This window comes from Methylobacterium sp. FF17 (assembly GCF_025813715.1).
GTDB classification, from domain to species: Bacteria; Pseudomonadota; Alphaproteobacteria; order Rhizobiales; family Beijerinckiaceae; genus Methylobacterium; species Methylobacterium flocculans.
This window is the reverse complement of sequence record NZ_CP107532.1, coordinates 3,832,899-3,859,864: the sequence shown is the minus strand read 5'-3', so window position 1 is coordinate 3,859,864 and position 26,966 is coordinate 3,832,899. Positions and strand designations below refer to the sequence as shown.

The following is a 26,966-nucleotide window of genomic DNA, read 5'->3' as shown; positions in this document are numbered from 1 at the left end:
CGTGATCCGCCGCGCACCATCCCGGCGCGCGGCGGATCGCGGGTGTCGTCAGCGCTGCCGGGTCTCGAAGCGCACGCTGTTCACGTTGGCGCGCTCGAACGCCTGCATCACGTGCTGGTAGGAGCGCTCCATCTCCGTGGCGTCGACCCCGTCCACCTCCTCGGGCTTCAGGACGAACATCAGCATCGAGCGGCCGGTGACGTCGTAGGTCGCGCCGATGGGCTTGCTCACCACGTCCTGGCTGTCGGGCAGGTTGGTGTCGAGCAGGCGCGTCCAGCCGACCCCGCCCACCGATTCCGGCAGGGTGAAGGTCACGAGGTCGTGGTAGGCGTTGTAGAGCAGGAGCAGGGTGGCATCCCCGCCGCGCTGGTGGATGCCCGAGGCCTGCGCCCGCCCGTCGAGGAGCACCGCCAGCGCCCGGGCATCGCCCTGGGTCCAGTTCTCGGGCGACATCTCACCGCCGTCGGGGCGCAGCCAGGCCACGTCCTTGACCCCGAACTCCTCGTCGTAGGCGCCCGTGAGGAAGCGCCCCCGCGTCAGGATCGGCAGGGCCTCGCGCAGCAGGGTCAGGCGCTGCGTGAACTCGGCGAGGTCCCGCTCCTCCGGGCCGACGCCCTCCCAGTCGAGCCAGGAGATCTCGTTGTCCTGGCAATAGGCGTTGTTGTTGCCGTTCTGGGTCCGGGCGAATTCGTCGCCGGCGAGCAGCATCGGGGTGCCGCGCGAGAGGAACAGGGTGGCGAGCATGTTGCGCATCTGGCGCAGCCGCACCGCGCGAATCTCCGGATCGTCCGTCGGCCCCTCGGCGCCGTAATTGTTCGAGAGGTTGTGGGAGTGGCCGTCGCGGTTGTCCTCGCCGTTGGCGAGGTTGTGCTTCTCGTTGTACGAAACGGTGTCGTTGAGCGTGAAGCCGTCATGGGCGGTGAGGAAGTTGACCGACGCCCAGGGCTTGCGGCCGCGCTTGTTGAACTTGTCGGCCGACCCCGTGAGGCGGGCCGCGAGGTCGGGCAGCATGCCCTCGTCGCCGCGCCAAAAGCCGCGCACGTCATCGCGGAAACGGTCGTTCCACTCGGCCCAGCCCGGCGGGAAGCCGCCGACCTGGTAGCCGCCCGGACCGCAATCCCACGGCTCGGCGATGAGCTTGACGCCGTTCAGCACCGGGTCCTGACGGCAGGTGTCGAGGAAGCCGCCGCCCTCGTCGAAGCCGTGCGGCTCGCGGCCGAGGATGGTGGCGAGATCGAAGCGGAAGCCGTCCACCCGCATCTCGGTGGCCCAGTAGCGCAGGCTGTCGGTCACGAGCTGCAGCACGCGCGGGTGCGAGAGGTTGAAGGTGTTCCCGGTGCCGGTGTCGTTGATGTAGTAGCGCGGCTCCTTGGGCATCAGCCGGTAGTAGGAGGCGTTGTCGACACCCTTGAACGACAGGGTCGGACCCTTCTCGTTGCCCTCGGCCGTGTGGTTGTAGACCACGTCGAGGATCACCTCGAGGCCGGCGCCGTGCATGCGCGCGACCATCTCCTTGAACTCGGAGAAGGCGAAGTCCGGCACCGCCGAGTAGCGCCGCGCGGGCGTGAAGAACGAGATGGTGTTGTAGCCCCAGTAGTTCACCAGCCCCTTCTCCTGCAGGTAATCGTCCTGCACGAAGGCGTGGACCGGCAGCAACTCCACCGAGGTGACGCCGAGGGACTTGATGTAGTCGAGGACCGCCGGAGTGCCGAGGCCCGCATAGGTGCCGCGCAGCTTCTCCGGCACGGCCGGATGCAGCTTGGTGAAGCCCTTCACATGGGTCTCGTAGAAGATGGTCTTCTCCCACGGCACGTGAGGCTTGCGGTCCCGGCCCCAGGTGAAGGCGGGGTCGATGACGCGCGAGCGCCGGGTGTAGGGCGCCGAATCCCGATCGTCGAAGGTCAGGTCGTCGCCGGTCTCCATCTGGTATCCGAACAGCGCCGGGTTCCAGGTGATCGAACCCACCAGCCCCTTGGCGTAGGGGTCGATCAGCAGCTTGTTCGGGTTGAAGCGGTGGCCCGCCTTCGGCTCGTAGGGGCCGTGGACCCGGTAGCCGTAGATCGTGCCCGGGCGGGCATCCGGCAGGTAGCCGTGCCAGATCTCGTCGGTGTATTCCGGCAGCTCGATCCGCTCGATCTCGTTCACGCCCTCGTCGTCGAACAGGCAGAGCTCGACCTTCGTGGCATGGGCCGAGAACAGCGCGAAGTTCACGCCGAGGCCGTCCCAGTTCGCGCCGAGCGGATAGGGGGAGCCTTCCTTGATGCGCGAACGTTTGGCGCGGCTCTGCTGGCTCGCGCGGTCCGAGGGGTTCGTCGTGTCGGCCATGGTCGCTCCGGAGGCGCTTGAACGCGTGGGTCGGCGCGGGCGTCGGCGGACGCCCGGACTCAGAAAACCCGGACAGGAACGCTCACGCTTCATCGGAAGGTCCCCCCGGCGCGGAAATCTTTTTTGCGCCGCGCAACGGCGGAGAGGCCCGCCCGCCCGCTTCCGGCCCGGCTCGGATTGCGGCATGAGAGGTGCAGGCCCGAGACGATACACGTGCCGTCCGCCTGCACCCGCGACCGCGAGGAGACCGCCCCATGACCGAACCGTCCCACGGCCCGGAGACGATCGCCGATCGTCACGGGTTCAGCCTCGACGCCGTGCGCCACCTCGTCCGCGCGCTGGAGGCGGGACAGGGCGGGATGGCGCAGTTCAACCATCCCGAGCTCGGCGGCTTCGGGCAATGGTCGGGCGCCGGCATGACCATGATCGGCGACATGTTCAACACCGGCCTCAAGGCCCGGGTCGACGCGCTCTGCACCGCCCTCGCCTCGGCGCTTCCCGCCGGCGGCTGGTCGTCCGGCCCCCGGGGCGGGGACACGTTCTGGCCCGCCGCCTGGGGCTCCCCCTCCACGTCCGGATCGCAGGACGGTACGCGCTACGCGTACTTTCCGGCCCATCGCCGCCTCGCGGTCGAGACCGGGGGGCGGGTCGCCCTCTACGACACGGGCGAGCACGCGATCAGCGGCGTGGCGCAGCAGCAGGGCGCAGGCACGGATCTGCGGTTCTCCGGGCCCGGCGGCCCCGTGGATCTCGCGGCGCTCCAGCGGGTGGACGACGCGGAGCCCGAGCGTCCCGCCCCGGAGACGCGCCCCTTCGAGCCCGAGCCCTTCGGCGCCGGTCCATCGAGTTCGCCCGCCCCGGCGGGTCCGGCAGGTCCGGCCGGCGATGTCCTGACCACGCTCGAGCGCCTGGCCGAGCTGCAGCGCAAGGGCGTGCTCACCGAGGCCGAGTTTGCCGCCAAGAAGGCTGAACTTCTGACGCGCCTCTAGGGTTGTTCGGGGCCGGCGCGTCCGGACGGACACGCCCCTCCCCCGGGGCCCGGCCCATCAGGATCCGGCCCACCAGGATCCGGCTCACGAGGATTATGGCACAGCCCCGCGACCTCCTCGACATCTGCACGATCTACCACGAGCCGGCGGTGCCGGATTACCCGCGCGGGCAGGAGATCCTGGACCGGTTCCCGGGGGCCGAGCGCCGGGTCGTGCCCTCGCACTGGAACATCCCGAGCCTGCACGGCAATGCCGGCTCGGTGGAGGACTGGGTGCGGATCAAGCGCTCCACCCTGGTGCTCGGGGTGAAGAAGGGGCTGACGATGCGGCCGAACGGGCGCAGCGCCCATTTCATCGCGCCCTCCACCTCCAACGGCTGCGCCATGGCCTGCGCCTACTGCTACGTGCCGCGCCGCAAGGGGTTCGCGAACCCGATCTCGGTCTTCGTCAACGTGGAGGCCATCGCGGCGGCCATCGCGCGACACGCGGCGCGCCAGGGCCCCCTGACGGAGCCCGACAGCATCGACCCGGCCCTGTGGGTCTACGATCTCGGCGAGAACGGCGACCTCTCGGTGGACGCGATGGTGAGCGAGACCGTGCGCGACCTCGTGGGGCTGTTCCGGGACATCCCGAACGCCAAGGGTTCCTTCGCCACGAAGGCGGTGAACCGCGACCTCCTGGCCTACGACCCGCAGGGCAAGACCCGCATCCGCTTCTCGCTGATGCCCGAGCGCATCGCCCGCGTGGTCGATGTCCGCACCGCGCCGATCCCGGAGCGCCTCGCCGCCATCGACGATTTCGTGGCGGCCGGCTACGAGGTCCACGTCAACTTCTCGCCGGTCATCCTCTACGAGGGCTGGGAGGCGGATTGGCGCGCGCTGTTCGACGCCCTCGACGCCGCCCTCGGCCCGGCCGCCCGCGCGCAGCTGAAGGCCGAAATCATCCTCCTGACCCACAACGCCGACCTGCACGCGGTCAACCTCGGCTGGCATCCGAAGGCGGAGGACCTGCTCTGGCGCCCGGACATCCAGGAGGCGAAGGTCTCGGAAGGCGGCGGCGCGAACCTGCGCTACCGGACCGGCTGGAAGGGGAAATGGCTGGCGCGGTTCAAGGCGCTGCTGGCCGAACGGATGCCGTATTGCGTGGTGCGGTACGCCTTCTGAGACGGCGGATCGACCATCGTCCGCACGGCGATGAACCGACCGTGGGTCCGAGGTGGCGTTACGTCAAGCTGGCGGAGGGAGCGGGATTCGAACCCGCGATACCGTTTCCGGTATACACACTTTCCAGGCGTGCGCCTTCAACCACTCGGCCACCCCTCCAGTCCCGTCGCCGCGTCTCGCCACCGCCCGGGGGCGGCCCGGGGTCGCGTCTGCGTCGGGAGGCCGTCGTGTACAAGCCGTTCCGGCGGCGTGCAAGCGGGCTGAACCGCAAAGCTGTCGATTCTCGGGCGGTTTCGGGCGAAGCCGGGCGCGGCGTGCCCGCTCGCCCGCCACGGCGTATCCTCAGATTCGCCGCTTTCCCCACCTAGGGCCGGACCCTGTCGACCCCCGGTTGCGGCCGGGGGGCACCAGGAGCCAACGTCCCCGTGATCCGCTTCGACAACGTAACCAAGATCTACCGGACGGAAGGCCACCGCCGAACCATCCTCGAGCGCGTGTCCTTCACCCTGAAGCCCGGGATCAGCTACGGCTTCCTCGGGATCAACGGCGCCGGCAAGTCCACCACCCTGCGCCTGCTCGCGGGCACCGAGATGCCCTCGAAGGGCCGGGTGATCCGGAACCGGCGCGTCTCCTGGCCGCTGGGCTTCGCAGGCGGCTTCCATCCGCTGATGACGGGGCGCGACAACATCATCTTCGTCGCGCGGATCTACGGCGAGGATCCGCGCCGGGTGCTCGATTTCGTCGAGGATTTCTCCGAGCTCGGCAGCTACCTCGACGTGCCGATCCGGACCTACTCCTCGGGCATGGGCGCCCGGCTCGCCTTCGGCATGAGCATGGCGATCCCGTTCGACTGCTACCTCATCGACGAGACCACCGCGGTGGGCGACGGGCGCTTCCAGAAGCGCTGCGAGGAGGCCTTCAGCGCGCGCCGGGAGAATGCCGACGTCATCATGGTCTCGCACTCGATGGACGTGATGCGCACCTGGTGCCAGCAGGGCATCGTCCTCATCAACGGGCGCGCCATCGTGTACGAGAACATCGACGATGCCATCGAGGTCTATCGCCGCCTGAACGCCTGAGCCTCCCGGCGGCCATGGTTTCGCCGTGCCGCCGGTGCAGGGAGCGCGTGGGGCCGGCGCGGGTCCGCCGGACGACTCGGAACACCAGGGCTCATGACCGTCGAAATCCGCAATCCCCAGGGGCAGAAGCTCACGACGGCCGACCGCTCGAACGCCGTCGCCGAATCCCTGCGCCAGATCGCGCGCGTCTCGCGCTTCGCCGATCGCAAGAAGGGCATCCGCTCCTACCAGAGCCACGTGAAGACGGATCCGCTGATCCCGCTGCTCTTCGTGGTCTGCTTCCTGATCCCGACCGTCCTGGCGGTCACCTATTACGGGTTCCTGGCCTCCGACCGCTTCGTGGTGGAATCGCGCTTCGCCCTGCGGCCCGCCCTGGGCAACGTCGAAAAGGCGAGCCCCGATCAGGTCGGCACGAATTCCGGCTCGACCATGGGCCAGATGGTGGCGCAGGACAGCCTCATCACCACCAACTACATCCTCAGCCGCCCCATGGTGGAAGCGCTTGAGAAGGCCCTGCCCCTGCGGCAGATGTTCTCGCGGTCCAGCATCGACATCTTCTCGCGCTTCGACCCGGAATTGCCCATCGAGAAGCTGGTGAAGTTCTGGCACGAGCGCGTCCACACCGCGATCGAAACCAGCGGCGGCATCATCACCCTGACGGTGAACACGTTCGACGCGGATGAATCGCTCGAGCTTTCGAAGGCGATCCTGGCGGAGAGCGAGCGGATGGTGAACGCGCTCAGCACCCGCGCCCGCGAGGACGCCCTGGCCGAGAGCGGGCGTGAGCTGAAGCGGGCCGAGGAGCGCCTGCGGAAGGTCCGCACCGACGTCGCGGCCCTGCGCAACAAGGACGGCGTGCTCGACGCGCAGAAGACCAACGAGAGCAACCTCAAGGTCATCGGTGACCTGCGCACGACGCGCATCAACCTCGCCATCCAGCTCATCCAGTCGCAGCGCGATCTCGGGCCCGAGACCCGCCGCATCCAGGACATGAAGGCGCAGCTCAAGGACCTCGACGAGAACATCGTCCGGATCGAGCGCCAATCGGCCACCGAGGATCCCGAGCAGCGCCGGATCCTGGCGGATTCGCTCACCCGGTTCGAGGCCCTCGACGCCGAGCGCCTCGATGCGCAGAAGTACTTCGAGAAGGTTCTCGCCGCGAGCGAGCGCGCCCGGATCATGTCCGAGCGCCAGGTCGAGTTCTTCACCATGATCGTCCAGCCGGTGAAGCCGGAATCCTCGCAGCAGCCGCGCCGCCTCCTGATGATCTGCCTCCTCGCCGGCGGAGCCGCCCTCGTCTTCACCGCCGCCGTCGTGACGCGCAAATACCTCGCCTGAGACCGGGTCGCACGGATCCCGACCCCCGGTCGGGATCCGTGCGCGCAGGCCCCGACGACGCGGGTTTATCGCCGTTCGGCGGAAAGTGGCGTTTCGCGCGGCCATCCCGTCCTGGGACGCCCTCCGAGCGGCCCGCGTTAACGCTCCGCTAACCCTCTACCCGGCAAATCTTGCCGGGCCCTTTGCGGGCGCGGCGGGGATGACGATGAGCGAGACGGCCGTTGCGACGCCGACGGCGAGAGGAGGCTTCGGGCAGTTCGCCGCCTATGCGATCCCGAACCGCGCGAACCTGACCGCGCTCTCGAAGCGCACGGACCTCTTCTTCGCCACCGCCGTGATGGGCATCCTCACGGTGCTCATCTTCCCGCTCCCGGCCTTCCTGCTCGACCTGCTGCTGGCCGTCTCGATCATCATCTCGGTGCTGATCATGATGACGGGGCTGTTCATCGACAACCCGCTCGAGTTCACGGTCTTCCCGACCCTGCTCCTCGTGGCCACGCTGCTGCGCCTCGCCCTCAACCTCGCCTCCACCCGCCTCATCCTCGGCCACGGGCACGAGGGTACGGCCGCCGCCGGCCACGTCATCGAGGCGTTCGGCAACTTCGTGATGGGGGGCAACTTCGTCATCGGGATCATCGTGTTCGCGATCCTGATCATCGTGAACTTCGTGGTCATCACCAAGGGCTCCGGCCGTATCGCCGAGGTGGCGGCGCGCTTCACCCTCGACGCGATGCCGGGCAAGCAGATGGCCATCGACGCCGACCTCTCGGCCGGGCTCATCGACGAGAAGGTCGCCAAGGCGCGCCGCGCGGCCCTCGAGGAGGAATCCTCCTTCTTCGGCGCCATGGACGGCGCCTCGAAGTTCGTGCGCGGGGACGCCGTCGCGGCGCTGCTCATCACCTTCATCAACGTCATCGGCGGCATCGTCATCGGCGTCGCCCAGCAGGGCATGCCCTTCGGCGCGGCGGCCAAGACCTACACCCTGCTCACCATCGGCGACGGCCTGGCGAGCCAGGTGCCCGCCCTCATCGTCTCGGCGGCCGCCGGTATCCTCGTCTCGAAGGCGGGCGTGAAGGGCTCGGCCGACAAGGCGCTCGGCAAGCAGCTGGCGAACTATCCCAAGGCGCTGGGCATGTCGTCGGGCGTGATGGTGCTGATCGCGCTCCTGCCCGGCATGCCGATGCTGCCGTTCATCGCCCTGGCGGGCGCCTCGGGCTACGCCGCCTGGCACTTCGCCAAGGTCGCCCGCGAGGCCCCGCCGCTCGATGCCGACGGCGCGCCGATGGATGCCGGCGCCGTGGCCGCCGCCCAGGCCGCCAAGGAGGAGACGGTCACCGATCTGCTCAAGCTCGACGACCTCAAGCTCGAGATGGGCTACGCCCTGCTCGCCCTGGTGAACGGGCCCGAGGGCCAGGACCGGCTCACCGACCAGATCAAGGCCCTGCGCCGCCAGCTCGCCGCCGACCTCGGCTTCGTCATGCCCTCGGTCCGCATCCTCGACAACGTCCAGCTCGACGCCAACGCCTACGTGGTGCGGGTGAAGGAGATCGAGGCCGGCACGGGCCAGATCTTCCCCGGCCAGTTCATGGCGATGGACCCCATGGGCGGACAGGTGCAGCTGCCGGGCCAGCACATGCTGGAGCCGACCTTCGGCCTGCCCGCCACCTGGATCGACGCCTCGCTGCGGGATCAGGCCCAGCTCAAGGGCTACACCGTGGTGGATGCGGCCACCGTGGTCTCGACGCATCTCACCGAGATCATCAAGGCGCACGTTTCGGAGCTCCTCAACCATGTCGAGGTGCAGAAGCTCCTGCGCGAACTCTCGAAGGAGCACGGCGAACTCCTCAAGGAGGTCATGCCGAGCCAGATCGGCACCACCGGCATCCAGCGCGTGCTGCAGTTCCTGCTGGCCGAGCGCGTCTCGATCCGCGATCTCGGGGCGATCGTGGAGGGCATCGCCGAGGTCGCCGGACACGTGAAGAACCCGCGCGACATCGTCGAGCACGTGCGCGCCCGCCTCGGCCGCCAGATCTGCGCCCAGTACCAGGGGCCGGACGGCATGCTGCCGATCATCACCCTGTCGCCGGCCTGGGAGCAGGCCTTCCTCGAATCGATCGCGGGCGAGCGCGACGAGCGCTACCTCGCCATGCAGCCCTCCAAGCTGTCGGAATTCGTCAACACCGTGCGCGACCGCTTCGAGACCGCCGCCCGCATGGGCGAGATGCCGGTGCTGGTCACCTCCGTGCAGGCCCGGCCCTTCGTGCGCTCGATCATCGAGCGCTTCCGGCGCGAGACGCCGGTGATGAGCCAGGCCGAGATCCACCCGCGCGCGCGGCTGCGCACCGTGGGATCGGTCTGACCCGGAGCCTCTCGGCACATCAGCCGGCGCCCCGTCCCGCCCTGCCCGGCCGCCGCCCCGAAGGCGCGCGAACGACGACCTTCCGACGGTAGCCGATGACCCCGATTTTCGTCAGTTCGCTGGCCTTCTGCTCCATCTTCCTCGGTGCGCTCGGTGGAGTCTGGATCGCGCGCCGGCTTCCGGCGCCGCACCTCACGACCGAGACCCGCACGGCCATTTCGGTCTCCATGGCGGTGGTCGGTACCCTGGCCGCCCTCGTGCTCAGCCACATGCTCTCGAATGCGGGGGCATCGTTCACGCTGCGGACGAAGGCCGTTCAGACCTTGGCGGTCGACCTGATCAAGCTCGACCGCGCCCTCCAGCGCTACGGCTCCGAGACCGCCGGCATCCGCGAGGACATCCACGTCTACGCACGCGCCAAGGTGGCGGAACTCTCGACGACCGCGTCCGACGGCGGCGTCGGCCTGGAGAACCTGCATCGGCTGGAATCCATCAGCGACCGGATCGTGGACCTCCATCCCACCGACGAGCGGGCCCACCGCGTCCAGGCCCAGGCTCTGCGGCTCGTGGACGAGATGACGGACGCGCGCTGGCTGCTGGTGGAGCGCAACAGCCTGGCGGTGCCCCTTCCTTTCCTAGTCCTGATGATCTTCTGGCTCTCCCTCCTGTTCGCGAGCTTCGGCCTCTTCGCCCCGCGCAACACCACCGTTATCGCCGCCCTCCTGCTCTGCGCGCTGGCGATCTCGGGAGGAATCCTGATGATCCTGGAACTCGGCGCGCCCACGCGCGGCTTCATCCGTCCCTCCGTGGCGCCCATGGCCACGGCGGTCGAGGAACTCGCGCGGGAATAGGTCGCGGGCGGGAGTAGGTCGCGGGCGGTCGCCCACGTCACGATCGGGCGCGGAGATCCCCGGGGTCACGACCATGCGAAAAGGCCCGCGGCCGGACCCCGCTCGGGTCAGGCCGCAGGCCTTTGAGACTTGTCGATGCGTCCGGCTTACCGGAGCCGGGATTGTCCGGCGAGACGGATACCGGCGCGTGTCGGAAAGTCCCGCGTCTCCGCGGGAGTCCCCTGGTGGTCAGACCGGCTTCTTCTCCATGCGGCGCTCCAGGGCGTGCGCATCGAGACCCGGCGCGGTCAGGGGCGCCTCGGGGGGCGCGGTGTCGGTCGGCTGGGTCTTCAGGGCCGAGGCGAGCCGGTTGCGCTCGTAGAGCAGCACCACCACGACGGAGATGAGGAAGGGCAGCCAGAAATAGAACAGGCGGAAGACGAGGAGCGCGGCGATCACGGAGGGGCGTGCGATGTCGGGCATCGCCACGACGAAGACGAGTTCGAACACCCCGAGGCCGCCCGGCGCATTCGACACCAGGGCCGCCGAGAAGGAGGCGAGGAACACGGCGAGCACCACGAGGAAGCCCGGGTTTCCGGCCTCGGGGAGCGCGAAGTAGATGATGCCGGCGGCCCCCAGCAGCTCCAACGGAGCCGCGATGAGCTGGCGGCTCATGATGCGCGGGCGGGGATATTCGAGCTTGAACTTGCGGATGGTGAGCGGCTTCAGGTGCAGCAGCGAACCTACCACGTAGAGGGCGACGAAGCCGAGCAGGCCGGCGCCGAGGATGCGCGCGGTGGCCGGGTCCGTCAGGAGCGCCGGCAGGTAGCCGTTCAGGCGGGTCAGGGTGTCGGGCAGGACGGTGAGGACGAAGCCGCCGAGCAGGATCGTGCCGAGGCCGAAGGTGAAGGAGCAGAGGGCCACCAGCACCGCGACCTGGGCCGCCGAGAGGCCCTTGGCCGTGTAGGCGCGGTAGCGCACCACCGCCCCGGAGAACACCGAGGCGCCGATATTGTGCGAGAGCGCGTAGGTGGTGAAGGAGCAGACCGAAACGAAGAACCACGAGATGTGGGTTACGCCGAGGTGCAGCAGGGCGATCCGGTCGTACCAGGCCAGCGCGGCGTAGGCGACCAGCGTCGCGAGGCCGGCGAGCAGGAAGCGGTGCAGGGGGATCGCCGCGAAGCTGCCCTTGATCTCTTCCACCGAGATGCCGGCAAGCTCCTTGTAGAGCAGGTAGCCCGAACCGATCACGGCGGCGAGCCCGATGATCGGCCAGATGAAATCGCTGATCTTCTTCATGACGGTTCGGACGAGCCCCTGGTTCGGGCCCTCCCTGCACCACGGCGCGTCGCGTCGCAAGCAAGGTTCCGTACGGCCCCGGCGGGATTGCCTCATCCCACGGGATCATGACGGTTTCGTGCCGGCCTCGCCCGAGGTCGGCACGAAACGGGTTCAGGCGCGGATGCGCGAGAGGCCGATACCGTCCATGGCGGCCTGGTCCCGGGCGGCTTCCGCGGCGCGCTCGGCGCTGCGCTCGCGGTCGTCCAGGATCTCGATCTTCTTCAGGTCCTCGAAGGCCTCGCCGAGTTCGGCCTTCGCTTCGGCGAGCTGGCCCTCCAGGGCGGCGGCCGACTGGCGCATGTTGTCCCGCCGCGTCGCGGCGGCGCGGGCATAGGTCGGGTAGGCGAAATGCGCCGGGTCGGTGATGCCGGCGCGGCTCTCCTCGTGGGCGACCTCGCGGTCGAGCTCCAGCGCCATGCGGGTGAAATCCGCCTTCATCATCTCGATCTGCGTCACGCGCCGACGCTTCTCGTCGACCTGGAAGCGTCGCAGCCGGATCAACGTGTCACGCGATTTCATCGAAGGGTCCACTCCACGCCACGCACGGATCGCCGGCGCGCCGCGCGTGGCGTTCCGGGCCTGGCTTCGCGCAGAGCCGCGCGCCCCTTCACGGGACGCTGACGATCTCTGCCAGGCGACGGTAACCCTCGCCGATCGAAGTTGCTTCTTCCTTACCCTGACCCAGAAAAGCCTCCATTTCGGGCATCAGGGCCACCGCCTCGTCCACTTCCGCCGAGGCGCCGGCCCGGTAGGCCCCGAGGCGGATCAGTTCCTCCATGTCGGCATAGGTCGAAAGCAGGCGCCGGGCCCGCCGCACGGTGGGCAGGTGGGCCGGGTCGCAGGCGCGCGGCATGGTGCGCGAGACTGAGCGCAGAACGTTGATCGCCGGGTAGCGCCCGCGCTCGGCGATGCCGCGCTCCATCACGATGTGCCCGTCGAGGATGCCGCGCACCGCGTCGGCCACGGGCTCGTTGTGGTCGTCGCCCTCCACGAGAACGGTGAACAGGCCGGAGATCGCCCCCTGCCCCGTTCCGGGCCCGGCGCGCTCGAGGAGGCGCGGCAGCTCGCTGAACACCGTGGGGGTGTAGCCCTTGGCAGTGGGCGGCTCGCCGGCCGCGAGGCCGATGTCGCGCTGGGCCATGGCGAAGCGCGTGATCGAATCGATCATGCAGAGCACCTGCGCGCCCTGGTCGCGAAAATACTCGGCCATCGCCAGGGTCACGTAGGCGGCGTTGCGGCGCATGAGCGCCGGCTCGTCGGAGGTCGCCACGATCACGACGGAGCGGGCGAGGCCCGCCGCCCCGAGGTCGTCCTGCAGGAACTCCTGGACCTCGCGGCCGCGCTCGCCCACGAGGCCGATCACCGCCACGTCGGCGGCGGTGTAGCGGGCGAGCATGGAGAGCAGCACCGACTTGCCGACGCCCGAGCCCGCGAAGATGCCCATGCGCTGGCCGGCGCACATCGTCAGGAAGGTGTTGATGCAGCGGATGCCGAGGTCGAGGGGCGGGCCCACCCGCTTGCGCGCATGGGCGGGGGGCGGGTCGGCCCGGAGGGGGTAGACCACCGGCCCGGGGGCCAGGGGCCCGAGCCCGTCGATGGGTCGGCCGAGGGCGTCGATGGTGCGGCCGAGCCAGGCCGAGGAGGGCCGGATGGCCCCGGCCGCCTCGTCGCGGACCATCGCGGGGCAGCCGCGCCGCACGCCCTCCAGGGAGCCGAAGGGCATGGCGAGCGCCCGGTCGCCCTGGAAGCCGATGATCTCGCAGGGCACGGCGCCGAGCCCGTTCTCGACGGCGATGTCGAGGCGGCCGCCGAGGCACATGGCGGAGACCGGACCCGCCACCTCGATGAGGAGGCCCCGGATCGCGACGACGCGGCCGTAGGTCTCGAGCACCGGCACGTCCGCCAGGGCGCGCCGGGCGCCAGCCAGGCGCAAGCGAGCACCGCCAGGATCGCGGTCGGTCATCGGCGGCTCCCTCAATCTCTTGTTTGCCACCCTTCTTAACACTACCGTCCGGTGTCTTGTCGCGGTCCGGCCGATTTCGCGGCCCGGGTCCCCGACAATCCGGTGCCGTGGCGCCGGGGTGACAGCGTGGGGTAACACGTTGGCGCCAAACGACTTGATGGCGATCGCGGAACGGCCGGGGCGAGACCCCGAGGGGCCTTGCAAGAACAGACCGTCAACGCTTCGGAGCGTGGCCGGAAGCCGGTTTCAATTGCGTGCTTGCGTTGGTGAATCAGGGTTTGTTAACGATTAACGAATAGCGTTTCACGTCAGTGACGAGGGAGCGTCCGCCGCGGGCCGGTGGCGGACGAACGGCGGGGGCTTGCCCGTACGCTGCAGACGGCCGGCTGGGCTGGGGACCGACGATGCGGGTACTTCTGATCGAGGACGACAGCGCGACCGCGCAGAGCATCGAATTGATGCTCAAGTCCGAGAGCTTCAACACCTACACCACCGACCTGGGTGAGGAGGGGATCGATCTCGGCAAGCTCTACGATTACGACATCATCCTGCTCGACCTGAACCTGCCCGACATGTCGGGCTACGAGGTGCTGCGCAACCTGCGCGTGGCCAAGGTCAAGACGCCGATCCTGATCCTGTCGGGCATGGCGGGGATCGAGGACAAGGTGAAGGGCCTCGGCTTCGGCGCCGACGACTACCTCACCAAGCCCTTCCACAAGGACGAGCTCGTCGCGCGCATCCACGCCATCGTGCGCCGCTCGAAGGGCCATGCCCAGTCGGTGATCACCACCGGCGACCTCATCGTGAACCTCGACCAGAAGACCGTGGAGGTCTCGGGCGCGCGGGTGCACCTGACGGGCAAGGAGTACCAGATGCTGGAGCTGCTCTCGCTCCGCAAGGGCACGACGCTGACCAAGGAGATGTTCCTCAACCACCTCTACGGCGGCATGGACGAGCCCGAACTCAAGATCATCGACGTGTTCATCTGCAAGCTGCGCAAGAAGCTCGCCAACGCCTCCTCCGGCAAGAACTACATCGAGACCGTCTGGGGACGCGGATACGTGCTGCGCGAGCCGGGCGAAGGCGAGGAGCGCATCGCCGTCTGACCGGATTCCCGCTTCCGACCACGAAAAAGGCCCCGCGCGAGCGGGGCTTTTTTCGTTTGGCCGGTGCGGCGTTCGGAGCGCGGCGCCGTGACCTGGCCCAAGGCAGGGCCGTGGTGCGGGAGGGGGCCCGCGCCACGGCCGTCACGATCACAGGATGTCCGTCAGAGCCCGACCGCCCGCCGCAGGGGCGCCGCCACGGGTGTCAGGATGCCGGCCGGCGCCTGCCGGACGACGGGCGCGCGCGCCGCGGAGGCCTGGACGTACAGGCCCCGGTGATCCGGGTTCGGCATCAGCCGGTCGGTGAGCCCGATCACGGTTTCGGCGGCCCCGAGCAGCAGGGCGCCGTCCGCCGCCAGGCTGCCGCTCAGGCGGGCGAGGACGTCGCCCTTGGTCGGGGCGTCGAAGTAGATCAGCACGTTGCGGCAGTAGATGATGTCGAAGGTGCCCAGCCCGTCGAAGGGGTGCAGCAGGTTGAGGGGCCGGTAATCCACCATCTGCCGCAGCGAGGCGGAGATGCGCCACTGCTCGCCGACCTGCTCGAAATGCTTGATCAGCGCCTGCACGGGCAGGCCGCGCTGCACTTCGAAATGGCTGTAGAGCCCGGCCCTCGCCTTCTCCAGCACCTCCGTCGACAGGTCGGTGGCGACGAGGTCGACCTGCCAGCCGGCGAGGCGCGGGGCGGCCTCCTGCAGCATCATCGCGATGGAATAGGGCTCCTGGCCCGTGGAGGCCGCCGCGCACCAGATGCGCAGGCGGCGCTGGCCGGCGCGGCGGGCCATCGCCTCGGGGAGCAGCACGTCGCGGAACAGGTCGAACGGCGTGCGGTCCCGGAAGAAGAAGGTCTCGTTGGTGGTCATCGCCTCCACCACCGCCCGCTCCATGGCGAGGTCGCGGGTGCCCTTCAGGGCCGTGACCAGCGCGCCCAGGCTCGCGAGGTTGAAGCGCCGGCAGACGGGCCCGAGGCGACTCTCGATGAGGTAGCGCTTCTCGACGCTCAGGGCGAGGCCGGAGCGGGTCTTGAGGTAGGCGCGCAGGAAATCGAACTCGAGATCGGTCATGCGCCCTGCCCCGTCAGAAGAGTGCGCAGGGCGGCGCCGATCTCGCCGAGCGGCAGGATCGCCTGGGCGAGGCCTGCCTTGGCGATGCTGCCCGGCATGCCCCAGACCGTGCTCGTGGCCTCGTCCTGCGCCAGCACGGCGCCGCCGGCTTCCACGAGGGCGCGGGCGCCCCCGGTCCCGTCCGACCCCATGCCCGTGAGCACGACCGCGAGGGCGGAGGGGCCGAAGATCGCCGCCGCGTCCTGGAACAGCACGTCGACGGCGGGACGGCAGAAATTGACCACCGGCCCGTCGTGTAGGCGGATCGTCACGTCCTGGCGGGCGCCGGCGAGACCCATGTGCCGGCCGCCGGGCGCCACGTAGATGCGTCCGGGCTGCAGGCGCTCGTCCGCCTTGCCCTCGGCCGCCGGCAGGCCGGTGCGGGCACCGAGATGCTCCGCGAACACCGCGGTGAAGACGGGCGGCATGTGCTGGACGATGAGGACGGGGAACTGGCGCAGCGTCGCGCTGCCGATCTTCTCCAGCACCTCGCCCACCGCGCGGGGACCGCCGGTCGAGGCGCCCACGAGGAGCACGCGGGGCGCCACGCCGGCGCGGGCCTTCGGGCGCAGCACCAGGGGCGCGGTCGGACGCAGGGCCGAGACCGGGGCCGGTGCCGGCGTTCCCGGCGAGGGCGCGATGGCGACCGGTCCGCGCTTGCGGGCCCGGGCGCTGCCGAACAGGCGGACGCGCTCGATCAGGTCGGTGCGGAAGGTGTCGGAGGTGGTGACGCCGCGGTTGCTCTCGGGCTTGGCGAGGTAGTCGACGGCGCCGAGCGCGAGGCAGCGCAGGGAGATGTCGGCGTTCCGGGTGGTCAGCGTCGACATCATGATGACCTGGACGCCGGGGCTTTTCGCCAGCAGCAGCGGCAGGGCCTGGGTGCCGTCGAGTTCCGGCATGTCGATGTCGAGGAGGATCACGTCGGGGTCGTGGCGCGACATCGCCTCGAGGGCGATCCGACCGTTGGCGGCGGTGGCCACGACCTCGTGCCCGGCTTCCGCGATCCAGCGCGTGACGAGGCCCCGCACCACGGCCGAATCATCCGCGATCAGGACGCGCACGCGGTGTCCCGAAGCCGGATTGGGCAGCGCTGAACTCTGCGGATAGCTCGGGGCCGTGGCTGCCATGGTTGGGGATCACGCTGTGAACGAGGCGACGGAGGGGTTGGCGCGCCTTCGAGACCGGGCGGGCCCGGTCGGAGGCCGTGTCAGGTGGCGCCGGCTTCCTCGAGGAAGCCGACCTGGGCGAGCTTCGCCGTGACGATGTCCCGGTCGAACGGTTTCATGATGTACTCGTCGGCGCCCGCATGGAGCGCGCGGGCGATGGCGCCGACGTCGTTCTCGGTGGTGCAGAACAGGACCTTGGGCCGCTCGCCGCCGGGAACCTTCCGCAGGGCGCGCAGGAAATCGTAGCCGTCCATGGTCGGCATGTTCCAGTCGAGCAGGATCGCGTCCGGCATCGCCTCGCCGCAGGCCAGGAGCGCCTTCTCGCCGTCCTCGGCCTCGCCGACCTGGAAGTTCATGGTCTCGAAGATGCGGCGCGCCACCTTCCGGATGACGGCGGAGTCGTCGACGATGAGGCAGGTTTTCATCGGTCTCTTCTCCCTCTGCTGGATCAGGCCGCGCCGGCCGCGAGGTTGTTCGTCGCGAAGGCGAGGATCGCGTCGACGTCGAGGATGACGAGCAGGCGGCCGTCGAGGCGGTGGACGCCCAGGGTGAGGTCGCGCCAGCGGGCATCGAGGTTGATCGGAACCGGCTCGTGGGTGTCGGCGCCGAGCTTCAGCACCTCGCCGACGCCGTCCACGATGAGCGCGAAGGTCTCGCCCCCCTGCTCCAGGCCGATGGCCATCTGCGCGCCGTCCTCGGTGCGCGGGGCCATGCTGAGCCGGCGGCGCAGGCAGACCGCCGTCACCACGCGTCCGCGCAGGTTCAGCAGCCCGACGATCTCGGGGGGCGACAGCGGCACCGGCGTGACGCCGGCGGGAATGAAGACGTCGTGGACCCGGTCGATGGCGAGACCGAACATGGTCTCGCCCACGAACACGGTGACGAAGTCATGGGTCGCCAGCGTGTCGGCGTTGCTGTTGGCGGCCTGTATCATGGCATGAACTCCGGATAAGGGGCCGATCAGGCGGCGGCGGCGAGGCTGGCGGCGTCGAGCTCGGCCAGGGCCGAGATCAGGCCGCTGCGGTCGAACTTGGCGACGAGGTCGGTGATCCCGAGCGAGCGGGCCCGCTGGATGGCGTCCGCCCCGATCGAGCCCGTGAGCCCGATGACCGGCAGGCCGGCCACGCGGCCCTCGACCTTGCGCATCGCGCCGACGAGGTCGAAGCCGTTACGGCCCGGCATCTCGAGGTCGCACACCACCACGTCGATCCGCCCGTTGGAGAGGAGTGCCGCCACGGCCTCGTCGGCGCTGGCGGCCGTGATCACGCCGTAGCCGGCGGCCTTGAGCACGGGGGTCAGCATGTCCCGGAAGAAGGCGGAATCGTCCACGAGCAGGAGGGTGGAGCTGCGCCGGTCCGGCTTCTTCGGGCCGCGCGCCCAGTCGTCGTAGGCGAGCGGCAGGAAGTGGGCGATGTTGATGATCTCGGTGGCGCGGCCGCGCAGGACGGCCGACCCGATGAGGTCCGAGCGGTCGGTCGCGATCTCGACGTCGAGGCGCTCCTCGACGATGTCCACGATCTCGTCGACCACGAGGCCCATCGCCCGCTCGCCGTCGGAGAACACCACCAGCGCCTGGGTGCCGGAGTTGCGGATCTCGATGGAGGGATCGGCGGGCACCAGCGGCATCAGGCGGCCCCGGTACTGGATCAGCGGACGGCCGCCGACCCACTCGACCTTGGCCGATTCGATCTCCTCCAGGCGCGTCACCAGGGAGAGCGGCACCGCCTTGTAGCTGTCCTTGCCGCCCTTGAAGACGAGCAGCGTCGCCTTGGCGTCGGTGGCCTCGACCTCCTCGGCCTCGGCCTCCACCGGGATCGCACCGGATTGCGAGCCCTGGCTGACCTGCTGCGCGATGCCGTTCGGATCGACGATCAGCACCACCGCGCCGTCGCCCAGGATGGTGTTGCCGGCGAACAGCGGCAGGTGGCGCAGCTTCGAGGACATCGGCTTCACGACGATCTCCTCCGTATGGAAGACCTCGTCCACGAGGATGCCGAAGCGCTGGCGCCCGACCTGGGCGACCACCACGAAGCCGCTGTCCACGGCGTCGATCGCCTGTTCCTGGCCGAGCACCCCCGTGAGGGTGACGATCGGCAGCAGGCGCTCGCGCAGGCGCAGGACCGGCGAGCCGTTGATGCGCTCGACCTTCTGGGCCGTCGCCTTGTCGACGCGCACGAGCTCTAGCACCGCCACCTGCGGCACCGCGAAGCGCTGCGCGCCGGCCTTGACGATGAGGGCGGCGATGATCGCCAGGGTGAGGGGGATCTTGATGGTGAAGGTGGTGCCGCGCCCGAGCTGCGTATTGATGTCGATGACGCCGCCGATGAGCTCGATGTTCGTCTTGACGACATCCATGCCGACGCCGCGACCCGAGACCGAGGTGACGGCGGCGGCCGTCGAGAAGCCCGGATGGAAGATGAACTTCGCCACCTGGGCGTCGGTCATGCGCTCGACTTCGGGCTGGCTCGCGACCTTGCGCTCCACGGCCTTGCGGCGGATGGCGACGAGGTCGAGCCCCTTGCCGTCGTCCGAGATCTCGATCGTGATCGTGCCGCCCTCGTGATAGGCGGAGAGGCGGATCGTGCCGCGCACCGGCTTGCCGGCGGACTTGCGGTCGGCGGACGACTCGATGCCGTGATCGGCCGAGTTGCGCACCATGTGGGTGAGCGGGTCCTTGATGACTTCCAGGACTTGGCGGTCGAGCTCGGTCTCGGCGCCGCTCATGACGAGCTCGATCTGCTTGCCGAGTTCCGACGAGAGGTCGCGGACCACGCGCGGCAGCTTCTGCCAGGCGTTGCCGATCGGCTGCATGCGCGTCTTCATCACGCCTTCCTGCAGCTCCGCCGTCACGTGGCTGAGGCGCTGCAGGGGAACCTTGTAGGTCGAATCGTCGTGCCGGCGGGCGATCTCGAGGAGCTGGTTACGGGTCAGCACCAGCTCGGACACCATCGTCATGAGGTGTTCGAGGGTATCGACGTTGACGCGGATCGTCTGGACCTTGGCGACACCGCCCTCGCCTTCCGGGGCGGCGGGCGCATCGGCGGACTTCGCCGGCACCTCGGGCGCCTTCGCGGCCATCGGCGCGGGCGCCGGCGCCGGTGCCACCGGCTCGGGCGCGGCTGCGGCGACCGGAGCGTCGAAGGAATCGGGGCCCTCGGCCTCCATGAAGGCGCGCTCGAGGTCCTCCAGGCTGACCTCGCCGGGCTTCAGTTCGCGCATGACCGGGTCGGGCAGCTTGATGTCGGCCACGGGCGCTGCCGGGACGATCGGGGCCGAGGCCATCTGCTCCAGAGCGCCGATGAGGTCGTCGTCGCTGCCGGTGGGCTCGCTGCCGGTGGCCTCGAGGTCGGCCAGGATCGCCTTGAGGCGGTCGAGGGTCACGAGGATGAGGCTCACGGCCGCGCCGGTCACCGGCATGCCGTCGCGGAACTGCCCCATCAGGGTTTCGGCGGCGTGCGCCAGGGCTTCGAGGCGCGGCAGTCCGAGGAAGCCGCAGGTGCCCTTGATGGTATGGACGAGGCGGAAAATATTCCGAAGGATCGTCTGATTGTTCGGGTCCTGCTCGAACCGGACGAGCTCGGTGTCGACCGTGTCGAGATGCTCGGCGCTCTCGGTCAGGAACTCACGCAACAAGTCATCCATGAGAGGCACTCAGTCCAGACGCGCACTACAGTCTGTGCAGGGCGGACCTTGAGCCTGAACCGGTTAGAGAAGAGTTTCAGCCCTCCGACAAAGTGCGAGTTCGGGGTAATATTTGCCGATCCCGCCTCCGGCCGCATGGGCGGCCGGAGGCGGGCGCCTCAGGCCCGGTCGTCCCGGGCCAGGCGGCCTCAGGCCAGGGCGGTTTCGGGCGGCTCGGAATCGGAAGGACGGTCGTCCTCCGGACCGCCGGCCGGAGCGGGCGTCTCGGGCATTGCGGCGGCCGTCGGGGTCGCGGCGATCGTCACGGTGTCGCCCTCGAGGGTGAAGCGCACGTCCATCGCCGCCGCGCGGGCGACGAGGCCTGCATAGAACGGCAGGATGCCGTGGGCATCCACGGTGCCGTTCTCGGGCGTGCCGGCGATCATCGCCTCCACATGCGCCGGGATGCGGGCGTGCGAGCCCTTGCTGGTCAGGGTCAGGGTCGGGGCGTCGCCGTCGCCGCGCACCACCACGTCGATGAGGCCCCCGCGCGGGATCGCGCTCTGGGCGATCACCACGAGGTTGAGGAGGAGCTTGACCTTGTTCTTCGGGTAGAGCGCCTGCGGCGCGCTCCAGGCGAGCTGCGTCTTGTCGTCGGCGAACATGCCGCGCGAGACCTTCTCGGCATCGGCGAGATCGATGGAGGCGCCGGCCGAGCCGGCCGCACCGAAGGCGATGCGGGCGAACTGCAGGCGGGCCGAGGCCTGGCGCGCGCTCTTGGCGATCAATTCCAGGGCGAATTCCCGCATCGAGGCGTCGCTCTCGTCCTCCAGAACCTCCAGCCCGTTCACGATGGCGCCCACGGGGCTGATCACGTCGTGACAGACGCGCGAGCACAGCAGGGCGGACAGGTCGAGGGCGTCGAGGTCGAGGGGGATCATGGTGCGCTCCGCGCGGGCGTTTGTCGGCAGGCGTATTTTGGCAGGCGTATCGTGGAAGGCGCTTCGCAGGCCGCGTCCGGTCGTCAGAGGCACCGATAGACGGCGCCGATTGCTTTGAAAAGCGTCCGGGGCGTCGTCCTCCGGGTCGACAAGGCCGGGCGGGACGGGCATCCTCCCCGCATCATGTCGATCGATGCGCCGACGCGCGACCGTATTGCGGCCACCCTGATGGAGATTGCCTGCCGGGCGGGCGAGATTCTGAGACGACACCATGGCGGCGACTGCCCGCACGTGCTCAAGCCGGACGGGTCGCCGTCGAGCCAGGCCGACGCGGAGTCCGAGGCCTTCATCATCGCCGAGCTCGGACGACGCTGGCCGGACATCCCGGTGATCGCCGAGGAATCGTCCTACGATCATCCGCCCGCGCCGCTCTTCTTCCTCGTCGATCCCCTCGACGGCACGCGGGACTTCCTCGCCGGCAACCCGGAATACAGCGTCAATATCGGTCTCGTCGCCGGGGACCGCCCGATCGCCGCCGCCCTCGCGGCGCCGGGGCTCGGGCGGGTCTGGGGCGCGGGGGCGCGGGCCTTCGAGGCGACGGTCGCGGCGGGACGGGTCGGCGGGACGGTGCCCATCGGTGTGCGCCCGAGGCCGGCCCGGGGCCTCGTGGCCCTGAAGAGCAGCCGCCACGGCGACGTGGAGACCGAGGCCTGCCTCGGCGCGCTCCGGGTCGGGGCGACCCGGTCCGCCGCCTCCGCCCTCAAGTTCTGCCTGATCGCCGCCGGCGAGGCCGATATCTACGTGCGCTGCGGCCCCACGATGGAGTGGGACACGGCGGCGGGAGACCACATCCTCACCGTGGCCGGCGGCTGCGTCGTGGCCCCGGCCGGCCGGCCGATGACCTACGGGCACTACACCCGGAACTATCGCAACGGGCCCTTCGCCGCCCTGGGGCATGCCAGCTACGCGACGGAGCTGGTCCTGCCGGAGCGCAGCCCCCGTACCCCGGAGCGGGCCCCGCCGCGCGACGCGAGCCCGGTCTGAGGGTCAGCCCGTCCTATTCGGGAAAATCCCGCTCGATCTGGGATTTCAGCGCCGGCCAGCGTTCCTCGGCCCGCGCCGCGATGTCCGGCTCGGCGAGCAGGCGCGCGCGGTGCTCGGCGTTGCGCAGGAGGTAGAGCCGCTCGACGCCCTCGGGGCCCGGGAGCCGGGCGAAGGTCAGCGGATCGGTGTCGACCAGGCGGCCGGCAGCGACGCCCACCGGGTCGAACCCCCCGAGGCGGGGCGCGTAGAGGGCCGGGTCGCGCCGGAACGCCTCCCGGTTTCCGGCGCCCGCGAAGCGCCAGGTCCGGCCGTTCCAGGCCACCTCGAAGGCCCCCCGCCCCGGAACCGGGCCGTCGAGGTAGTAGCTGACGACGTCGAATCCGTTGAGGGCGAGCGGGCCCGTCCGCAGCTCCGGCAGGGGCGCGGCGCGCGTCGCCCCGCCGCCCATGCCCGCGAGGGCGGGGGCACCGCGTGTGAGCAGGTGACGGCGCGTTAACCACATGTTGCTTTGTTTCGCGTCATGGTCGCGGATAGCACGGTGGAGACATCCGCCGGGCGCCGCGACCGGGAACCCCTCGTCCGTAGCGGGAACGCGGTTAGCGGAGTGCTACCGGACGGCGCGGGATCGGGAGGAGGAACGAGGCATGACGTCGACGACACGGACCACCCGCCCCCTGCCCCCGGCGCCGAGCCGCCGCGCGCTCGTCGCTGGCCTTGCATCCGGACTGGCCGCCAGCCTGCTGCTCGGGACATCGCCCCGCGCCCTCGCGGCCGGGGACGGCCGGCCGGGCACGTTCCGGCCCGAGGAACTCGTCGATAACGGGCACCGCTTCTTCGGCTCGATGTCGCGGGGCCTCGCCCAACTCGTGGAGGAGGCCACCCGGCGCTGGGGCGAGCCCAACGGCTACATCCTGGGCCAGGAGGCATCCGGGGCGATCGTCGGCGGCGTTCGCTACGGCGAGGGCACCCTCTACACCCGCAATGCCGGACAGCGCCGGATCTACTGGCAGGGCCCCTCCATCGGCTTCGACCTCGGTGGGGACGGCGACCGGACCATGATGCTCATCTACAACCTGCCGAGCGTCGGCAGCCTCTATCGCCGCTTCGGCGGCGTCGACGGCTCGGCCTACCTCGTGGGCGGGTTCGGCATGACCGCGGTGACCGCCGACCGGATCGTGGTGGTTCCGATCCGGACCGGGGTCGGCGCCCGGCTCGGGATCAACATCGGCTACCTGAAGTTCACCGACAGGGCGACCTGGAACCCGTTCTGAGGGTTGCCCGGAGGGACCGCCCGGGTCGGCCGCGACCGCTGTGGTCCCGCCGCTGCACTGCCGGACATCCTGTCGGACGCCTTGCCCCATCGTGTCGGAAATGGGCTAGACAGGGAGCCTCCGGCGGGTGGTGCGTCCGCCGCCCCTATCGGGCCCGGATTGGTGCATGAGCGTGTCCGCGTGATCGAAACCGTGATGATCTTCGCCCTCGGCTTCCTGGCCGCGAGCCTGTTCGCCCTGCTGCTGCTGCCGGCGGTGAATGCACGGGCGACCCGCCTGTCCCAGCGCCGGATCGAGGCGCGCCTGCCGCTCTCCGTCTCCGAGGTCGCCGCCGAGAAGGATTACCTGCGCGCGCAGTTCGCGGTGGCCCAGCGCCGGCTCGAGCGGAAGGTCGAGGCGATCGCCGCCCATCGTCACGCGGACCTCGCCGCCATCGGTGCCCGCACCCTGGAAGCCGCCGCCCTGACCCGCACCGTCGAGGCCCGGGACGAGACCCTGCGCGCGCGCGAGGGGGAGATCGCCGCCACGCGCGAGACCCTCGGTGCCACCGAACGCGACCTGGAGACGGTGCGCCGCGAGGCGGCGCTGGGCATCGCCACCCTCCAGGTGCTCGAGGAGGCGCACCGGGACGTGCTCGATGACCTGCTCGCCGCGCGAACCGGGCACGGGGCAGCGCAGGCCGCGGAGATCACCGGCGCGCCGGGCGCCAGCGAGGCCGGCGTTCCCGACCTCACCGCCGCCCTCGTGGCCGAGCGCGAGACCCTGCGCGCCAGCCTCGCGGCCGCCGAGGATGCCCTGGCCGAGGTCATGGCCCGCCGCGAGGGCGAGGCCGACCTGCGCCGCCGGATCTCGGACGTGGCCGACCAGCTCATCCAGCGCGAGCGCCTGCCCCCGGTCGCGGCCTTCCCGATGCCGGCCCGCTCGAACTGAGCGCCCGCGCGTCGTCCCGGCACACGCGGCGTTCACGTCATGTGCGCCGGAATACGCCGGGCACGTTGCGCGAAACGGACAACGCGGCATAGAAAGCGGCCTGACCATGCGGCGACCATCCGCGCGCCATGTTTCGACCATGTCGGCGCTTCATCGGATCGCCCATTCCTTCTGACCTTGAGACGGACCGCGCCCCATCATGGCCCTTAAGCTTACGTCGCTCGCCTTCGTTCTGGCCGCAACCGCCGCCCTCGCGGGCGCCCCCGCCCTGGCGCAGCCCGCCGCCCAGCCGGCCGGCGCCGCCCCGCAGACCAAGCGCGGCAACGAGACCCTGAAGAAGTACTGCACCGGTGATTACCTGACCTATTGCGGTAATCTGTCGACGGACGATCCGGCCCTCGACAAGTGCTTCCAGACCAACTGGACCAAGCTGTCCGAGAATTGCCGCCGGGCCATCGACGTCTACCAGAAGACGGACGGCAAGAAGAAGGGCTGAGGCCCGTCCGAACGCCGCGCGGGACAGCGTCGCCGTTCTGCTCGCATCGCGGCGGCGCAGGCGCTATGGTGACACGTATCCAATGCCGGGCCGCATGCGCTGATGTTTCTCCGTTCCCGCTCCCTGTCCACGATCGCCGTGATCGGGTTCATCGCGCTCGCGGCCTCGGCCTGCGGGCGGCGCGGCGCGCTGGAGCCGCCGCCGGGGACGGAGGCCGCGCGTACCGCGCCGCGAACCGGACTTGCCGGCGTGGCCAGTCCGCGCGCGCTGCCCCAGAGCATCGGGCTCGGCGGCGGGACGGCCGCTCCGGAGCCGGAAGCGGTGCGCGCCGGTGACGAACTCGACACCCTCGCGGTGCCGGGCTCCGGTGCCGAGGCGCCGGTGAAGACGACGCGCGGCGCCAAGCGCGGCTACGTCATCCCGAAGCAGCCCTTCCTGCTCGATCCCCTCCTCTAGGAGCGCGATCCCGGACGTGCGGATGCCGGGTCGCCCGTGTGACGGCGCGGCGGCGATCCGCCGGACCTCGCCGGCCCCGACCCCGGGTCGGGGTGCGTGAGACTTGGTAGTGAGACATCTTCAAGGGCCCGAGCGCGCGCCAGCGGGCCCGAGCGCGAGCAGGCAGGCCGATGCACCATTTCCAGTACCGTGACGGCCGCCTCCAGGCCGAGGATGTCGACCTCACCGAGCTCGCCGCCCGCGTCGGCACGCCGTTCTACTGCTACGCCACCGCCACCCTCGAGCGGCATTACGGCGTCTTCGCGCAGGCCTTCGGCGGGGACGACGCCCTCGTCTGCTACGCCATGAAGGCGAACTCGAACCAGGCCGTCCTGACCACCCTGGCCCGGCTCGGGGCCGGCATGGACATCGTGTCGGAGGGCGAGCTGCGTCGTGCCCTCGCGGCCGGGGTCGATCCCCAGCGCATCGTGTTCTCCGGCGTGGGCAAGACGCACGGTGAGATGGCCGCCGCCCTGAAGGCCGGCATCTACTGCTTCAACGTCGAGAGCGAGCCCGAGCTCGCGCAACTTTCCGCCGTCGCCACCAGCCTCGGCCTGACGGCGCCGATCTCGATCCGGGTCAATCCCGACGTCGATGCCGGAACGCACGCGAAGATCTCCACCGGCAAGTCCGAGAACAAGTTCGGCATTCCGCTGGCGCGGGCGCGGGCGGTCTATGCCCATGCGGCCGGCCTGCCGGGCCTCGCGATCACCGGTGTCGACATGCACATCGGCAGCCAGATCACCGATCTCGCGCCCTTCGACCATGCGGCGGGGCTGCTGGCCGGTCTCGCCCGCGAACTGATGGCCGAGGGGCACGCCCTCCACCACATCGACTTCGGCGGCGGTCTCGGCATCCCCTACCGCGACGACAACGCGCCGCCCCCGGAGCCGGCCGCCCTCTCGGCGATCCTGCGACCGCACTTCGCGCCGCTCGGCCTGCGCCCCGTCTTCGAGATCGGCCGCATGATCGCCGGCAACGCGGGCATTCTGGTGACCCGGGTGATCTACGTGAAGCGCACGGAGGGACGGACCTTCGTGATCGTGGACGCGGCGATGAACGACCTCATCCGCCCGACGCTCTACGACGCCTACCACGCCCTCCGGCCGGTCCGGGAGCCGGCCCCCGACGCACCGCGCCTCGTCGCCGACGTGGTCGGGCCGGTCTGCGAGAGCGGGGATTACCTCGCGCTCGCCCGCGAGATGCCCGAGGTCGCCCCCGGCGACCTGATCGCGGTGATGAGTGCCGGCGCCTACGGGGCAGTCCAGGCCGGCACCTACAATTCCCGTCTCCTCGTGCCGGAGGTTCTGGTGCGCGGCGCGGACGCCGCCATCGTGCGTCCGCGCCAGACCTACGAGGACCTGATCGCCCTCGACCGGGTGCCGGAGTGGCTGACCCCGGCCGCCTGACGG

Annotated in this window: 24 protein-coding genes and 1 tRNA gene; 13 read left to right on the top strand and 12 right to left on the bottom strand. The window is 70.2% G+C overall.

The genetic code is table 11. The features are described from left to right. Positions 1-48: 48 nt before the first annotated feature. Positions 49-2,325, bottom strand: coding sequence for a glycogen debranching protein GlgX (gene glgX / locus OF380_RS18300; protein ID WP_264046455.1), 2,277 nt, complete (start codon positions 2,323-2,325; stop codon positions 49-51). Positions 2,326-2,579: 254 nt separating this feature from the next. Between glgX and OF380_RS18295 the strand changes: the two genes are divergently transcribed. Continuing rightward, the gene (locus OF380_RS18295; RefSeq protein ID WP_264046453.1) at positions 2,580-3,314 is read left to right on the top strand and encodes an SHOCT domain-containing protein; all 735 of its coding nucleotides are present in this window, start codon (positions 2,580-2,582) and stop codon (positions 3,312-3,314) included. A 95-nt stretch (positions 3,315-3,409) separates the two neighbouring features. Then, a complete protein-coding gene (locus OF380_RS18290) occupies positions 3,410-4,477 on the top strand; it encodes a spore photoproduct lyase family protein (RefSeq protein WP_264046452.1) in 1,068 nt (355 codons plus the stop codon). A 69-nt stretch (positions 4,478-4,546) separates the two neighbouring features. On the opposite strand, the gene OF380_RS18285 is transcribed toward OF380_RS18290, so the two are convergent. Beyond that, positions 4,547-4,636 (bottom strand) — tRNA-Ser (locus OF380_RS18285). A 266-nt stretch (positions 4,637-4,902) separates the two neighbouring features. Here OF380_RS18285 and OF380_RS18280 point away from each other — a divergent pair. The 4 genes from OF380_RS18280 to OF380_RS18265 all read left to right on the top strand — a co-directional run bounded on the left by OF380_RS18280 (position 4,903) and on the right by OF380_RS18265 (position 10,104). Further along, positions 4,903-5,556, top strand: coding sequence for an ABC transporter ATP-binding protein (locus tag OF380_RS18280; protein WP_264046450.1), 654 nt, complete (start codon positions 4,903-4,905; stop codon positions 5,554-5,556). A gap of 93 nt (positions 5,557-5,649) precedes the next feature. Next, positions 5,650-6,894 carry a capsule biosynthesis protein gene (locus tag OF380_RS18275; RefSeq protein WP_264046447.1) on the top strand — a complete coding sequence of 415 codons (1,245 nt, stop codon included), beginning with the start codon at positions 5,650-5,652 and terminating at the stop codon, positions 6,892-6,894. Positions 6,895-7,099: 205 nt separating this feature from the next. After that, positions 7,100-9,253: a flagellar biosynthesis protein FlhA gene (flhA, locus tag OF380_RS18270; protein WP_264046445.1), complete on the top strand. Its 2,154-nt coding sequence runs from the start codon at positions 7,100-7,102 to the stop codon at positions 9,251-9,253. Positions 9,254-9,348: 95 nt separating this feature from the next. Then, entirely contained in the window at positions 9,349-10,104 is a 756-nt protein-coding gene (locus OF380_RS18265) for a bestrophin-like domain (RefSeq protein ID WP_264046443.1), read from the top strand. 228 nt (positions 10,105-10,332) lie between these two features. Here OF380_RS18265 and OF380_RS18260 read toward each other — a convergent pair whose 3' ends face one another. The 3 genes from OF380_RS18260 to fliI all read right to left on the bottom strand — a co-directional run bounded on the left by OF380_RS18260 (position 10,333) and on the right by fliI (position 13,387). Further along, complete coding sequence (locus OF380_RS18260; protein WP_264046441.1) at positions 10,333-11,382, bottom strand: lysylphosphatidylglycerol synthase domain-containing protein; 1,050 nt, start codon at positions 11,380-11,382, stop codon at positions 10,333-10,335. Between the two features lie 153 nt (positions 11,383-11,535). Then, on the bottom strand, positions 11,536-11,943 hold the full coding sequence (fliJ, locus tag OF380_RS18255; protein ID WP_264046439.1) for a flagellar export protein FliJ: 408 nt from the start codon (positions 11,941-11,943) through the stop codon (positions 11,536-11,538). 88 nt (positions 11,944-12,031) lie between these two features. After that, positions 12,032-13,387 carry a flagellar protein export ATPase FliI gene (gene fliI / locus OF380_RS18250; protein ID WP_264046438.1) on the bottom strand — a complete coding sequence of 452 codons (1,356 nt, stop codon included), beginning with the start codon at positions 13,385-13,387 and terminating at the stop codon, positions 12,032-12,034. 404 nt (positions 13,388-13,791) lie between these two features. Here fliI and ctrA point away from each other — a divergent pair, with 404 nt between their 5' ends. Further along, complete coding sequence (ctrA, locus tag OF380_RS18245) at positions 13,792-14,493, top strand: response regulator transcription factor CtrA (RefSeq protein WP_264046436.1); 702 nt, start codon at positions 13,792-13,794, stop codon at positions 14,491-14,493. Positions 14,494-14,654: 161 nt separating this feature from the next. Here the strand turns inward: ctrA and OF380_RS18240 are convergent, their stop codons facing one another. The 6 genes from OF380_RS18240 to chpT all read right to left on the bottom strand — a co-directional run bounded on the left by OF380_RS18240 (position 14,655) and on the right by chpT (position 21,318). Then, entirely contained in the window at positions 14,655-15,551 is an 897-nt protein-coding gene (locus OF380_RS18240) for a CheR family methyltransferase (protein WP_264046434.1), read from the bottom strand. After that, a complete protein-coding gene (locus OF380_RS18235) occupies positions 15,548-16,717 on the bottom strand; it encodes a protein-glutamate methylesterase/protein-glutamine glutaminase (RefSeq protein ID WP_264046431.1) in 1,170 nt (389 codons plus the stop codon). Before OF380_RS18235 ends, OF380_RS18240 begins: the two co-directional genes overlap by 4 nt. A gap of 80 nt (positions 16,718-16,797) precedes the next feature. After that, a complete protein-coding gene (locus tag OF380_RS18230; RefSeq protein ID WP_264046429.1) occupies positions 16,798-17,181 on the bottom strand; it encodes a response regulator in 384 nt (127 codons plus the stop codon). A 23-nt stretch (positions 17,182-17,204) separates the two neighbouring features. Continuing rightward, positions 17,205-17,687: a chemotaxis protein CheW gene (locus OF380_RS18225; protein ID WP_404810619.1), complete on the bottom strand. Its 483-nt coding sequence runs from the start codon at positions 17,685-17,687 to the stop codon at positions 17,205-17,207. A gap of 29 nt (positions 17,688-17,716) precedes the next feature. Continuing rightward, entirely contained in the window at positions 17,717-20,398 is a 2,682-nt protein-coding gene (locus OF380_RS18220; protein ID WP_264046425.1) for a hybrid sensor histidine kinase/response regulator, read from the bottom strand. A gap of 188 nt (positions 20,399-20,586) precedes the next feature. After that, a complete protein-coding gene (chpT, locus tag OF380_RS18215) occupies positions 20,587-21,318 on the bottom strand; it encodes a histidine phosphotransferase ChpT (RefSeq protein ID WP_264046423.1) in 732 nt (243 codons plus the stop codon). Positions 21,319-21,501: 183 nt separating this feature from the next. On the opposite strand from chpT, the gene OF380_RS18210 reads away from it, so the two are divergent. After that, on the top strand, positions 21,502-22,362 hold the full coding sequence (locus tag OF380_RS18210; RefSeq protein WP_264046421.1) for a 3'(2'),5'-bisphosphate nucleotidase CysQ family protein: 861 nt from the start codon (positions 21,502-21,504) through the stop codon (positions 22,360-22,362). 13 nt (positions 22,363-22,375) lie between these two features. Here the strand turns inward: OF380_RS18210 and OF380_RS18205 are convergent, their stop codons facing one another. Next, positions 22,376-22,864 (bottom strand): YHS domain-containing (seleno)protein, encoded by a 489-nt coding sequence (locus OF380_RS18205; RefSeq protein ID WP_264046419.1) that lies wholly within the window; start codon positions 22,862-22,864, stop codon positions 22,376-22,378. A gap of 142 nt (positions 22,865-23,006) precedes the next feature. Here OF380_RS18205 and OF380_RS18200 point away from each other — a divergent pair, with 142 nt between their 5' ends. The 5 genes from OF380_RS18200 to lysA all read left to right on the top strand — a co-directional run bounded on the left by OF380_RS18200 (position 23,007) and on the right by lysA (position 26,963). Then, positions 23,007-23,633 (top strand): DUF1134 domain-containing protein, encoded by a 627-nt coding sequence (locus OF380_RS18200; protein WP_264046417.1) that lies wholly within the window; start codon positions 23,007-23,009, stop codon positions 23,631-23,633. Positions 23,634-23,813: 180 nt separating this feature from the next. Beyond that, on the top strand, positions 23,814-24,563 hold the full coding sequence (locus OF380_RS18195) for a coiled-coil domain-containing protein (protein ID WP_264046415.1): 750 nt from the start codon (positions 23,814-23,816) through the stop codon (positions 24,561-24,563). Positions 24,564-24,762: 199 nt separating this feature from the next. Next, on the top strand, positions 24,763-25,059 hold the full coding sequence (locus OF380_RS18190; protein WP_264046413.1) for a 3',5'-cyclic-nucleotide phosphodiesterase: 297 nt from the start codon (positions 24,763-24,765) through the stop codon (positions 25,057-25,059). Between the two features lie 102 nt (positions 25,060-25,161). Next, positions 25,162-25,515, top strand: coding sequence for an LPS translocon maturation chaperone LptM (gene lptM / locus OF380_RS18185; protein ID WP_264046412.1), 354 nt, complete (start codon positions 25,162-25,164; stop codon positions 25,513-25,515). 170 nt (positions 25,516-25,685) lie between these two features. Next, complete coding sequence (lysA, locus tag OF380_RS18180) at positions 25,686-26,963, top strand: diaminopimelate decarboxylase (protein WP_264046410.1); 1,278 nt, start codon at positions 25,686-25,688, stop codon at positions 26,961-26,963. Positions 26,964-26,966: the final 3 nt, after the last annotated feature.

Excerpts from the sequence above, each read along its gene's own strand:
- glgX (WP_264046455.1), bottom strand. The coding sequence starts at position 2,325 with ATGGCCGACACGACGAACCCCTCGGACCGCGCGAGCCAGCAGAGCCGC.
- OF380_RS18295 (WP_264046453.1), top strand. The coding sequence starts at position 2,580 with ATGACCGAACCGTCCCACGGCCCGGAGACGATCGCCGATCGTCACGGG.
- OF380_RS18290 (WP_264046452.1), top strand. The coding sequence starts at position 3,410 with ATGGCACAGCCCCGCGACCTCCTCGACATCTGCACGATCTACCACGAG.
- OF380_RS18275 (WP_264046447.1), top strand. The coding sequence starts at position 5,650 with ATGACCGTCGAAATCCGCAATCCCCAGGGGCAGAAGCTCACGACGGCC.
- flhA (WP_264046445.1), top strand. The coding sequence starts at position 7,100 with ATGAGCGAGACGGCCGTTGCGACGCCGACGGCGAGAGGAGGCTTCGGG.
- OF380_RS18265 (WP_264046443.1), top strand. The coding sequence starts at position 9,349 with ATGACCCCGATTTTCGTCAGTTCGCTGGCCTTCTGCTCCATCTTCCTC.
- OF380_RS18260 (WP_264046441.1), bottom strand. The coding sequence starts at position 11,382 with ATGAAGAAGATCAGCGATTTCATCTGGCCGATCATCGGGCTCGCCGCC.
- fliJ (WP_264046439.1), bottom strand. The coding sequence starts at position 11,943 with ATGAAATCGCGTGACACGTTGATCCGGCTGCGACGCTTCCAGGTCGAC.
- fliI (WP_264046438.1), bottom strand. The coding sequence starts at position 13,387 with ATGACCGACCGCGATCCTGGCGGTGCTCGCTTGCGCCTGGCTGGCGCC.
- ctrA (WP_264046436.1), top strand. The coding sequence starts at position 13,792 with ATGCGGGTACTTCTGATCGAGGACGACAGCGCGACCGCGCAGAGCATC.
- OF380_RS18240 (WP_264046434.1), bottom strand. The coding sequence starts at position 15,551 with ATGACCGATCTCGAGTTCGATTTCCTGCGCGCCTACCTCAAGACCCGC.
- OF380_RS18235 (WP_264046431.1), bottom strand. The coding sequence starts at position 16,717 with ATGGCAGCCACGGCCCCGAGCTATCCGCAGAGTTCAGCGCTGCCCAAT.
- OF380_RS18230 (WP_264046429.1), bottom strand. The coding sequence starts at position 17,181 with ATGAAAACCTGCCTCATCGTCGACGACTCCGCCGTCATCCGGAAGGTG.
- OF380_RS18220 (WP_264046425.1), bottom strand. The coding sequence starts at position 20,398 with ATGGATGACTTGTTGCGTGAGTTCCTGACCGAGAGCGCCGAGCATCTC.
- chpT (WP_264046423.1), bottom strand. The coding sequence starts at position 21,318 with ATGATCCCCCTCGACCTCGACGCCCTCGACCTGTCCGCCCTGCTGTGC.
- OF380_RS18210 (WP_264046421.1), top strand. The coding sequence starts at position 21,502 with ATGTCGATCGATGCGCCGACGCGCGACCGTATTGCGGCCACCCTGATG.
- OF380_RS18205 (WP_264046419.1), bottom strand. The coding sequence starts at position 22,864 with ATGTGGTTAACGCGCCGTCACCTGCTCACACGCGGTGCCCCCGCCCTC.
- OF380_RS18200 (WP_264046417.1), top strand. The coding sequence starts at position 23,007 with ATGACGTCGACGACACGGACCACCCGCCCCCTGCCCCCGGCGCCGAGC.
- OF380_RS18190 (WP_264046413.1), top strand. The coding sequence starts at position 24,763 with ATGGCCCTTAAGCTTACGTCGCTCGCCTTCGTTCTGGCCGCAACCGCC.
- lptM (WP_264046412.1), top strand. The coding sequence starts at position 25,162 with ATGTTTCTCCGTTCCCGCTCCCTGTCCACGATCGCCGTGATCGGGTTC.
- lysA (WP_264046410.1), top strand. The coding sequence starts at position 25,686 with ATGCACCATTTCCAGTACCGTGACGGCCGCCTCCAGGCCGAGGATGTC.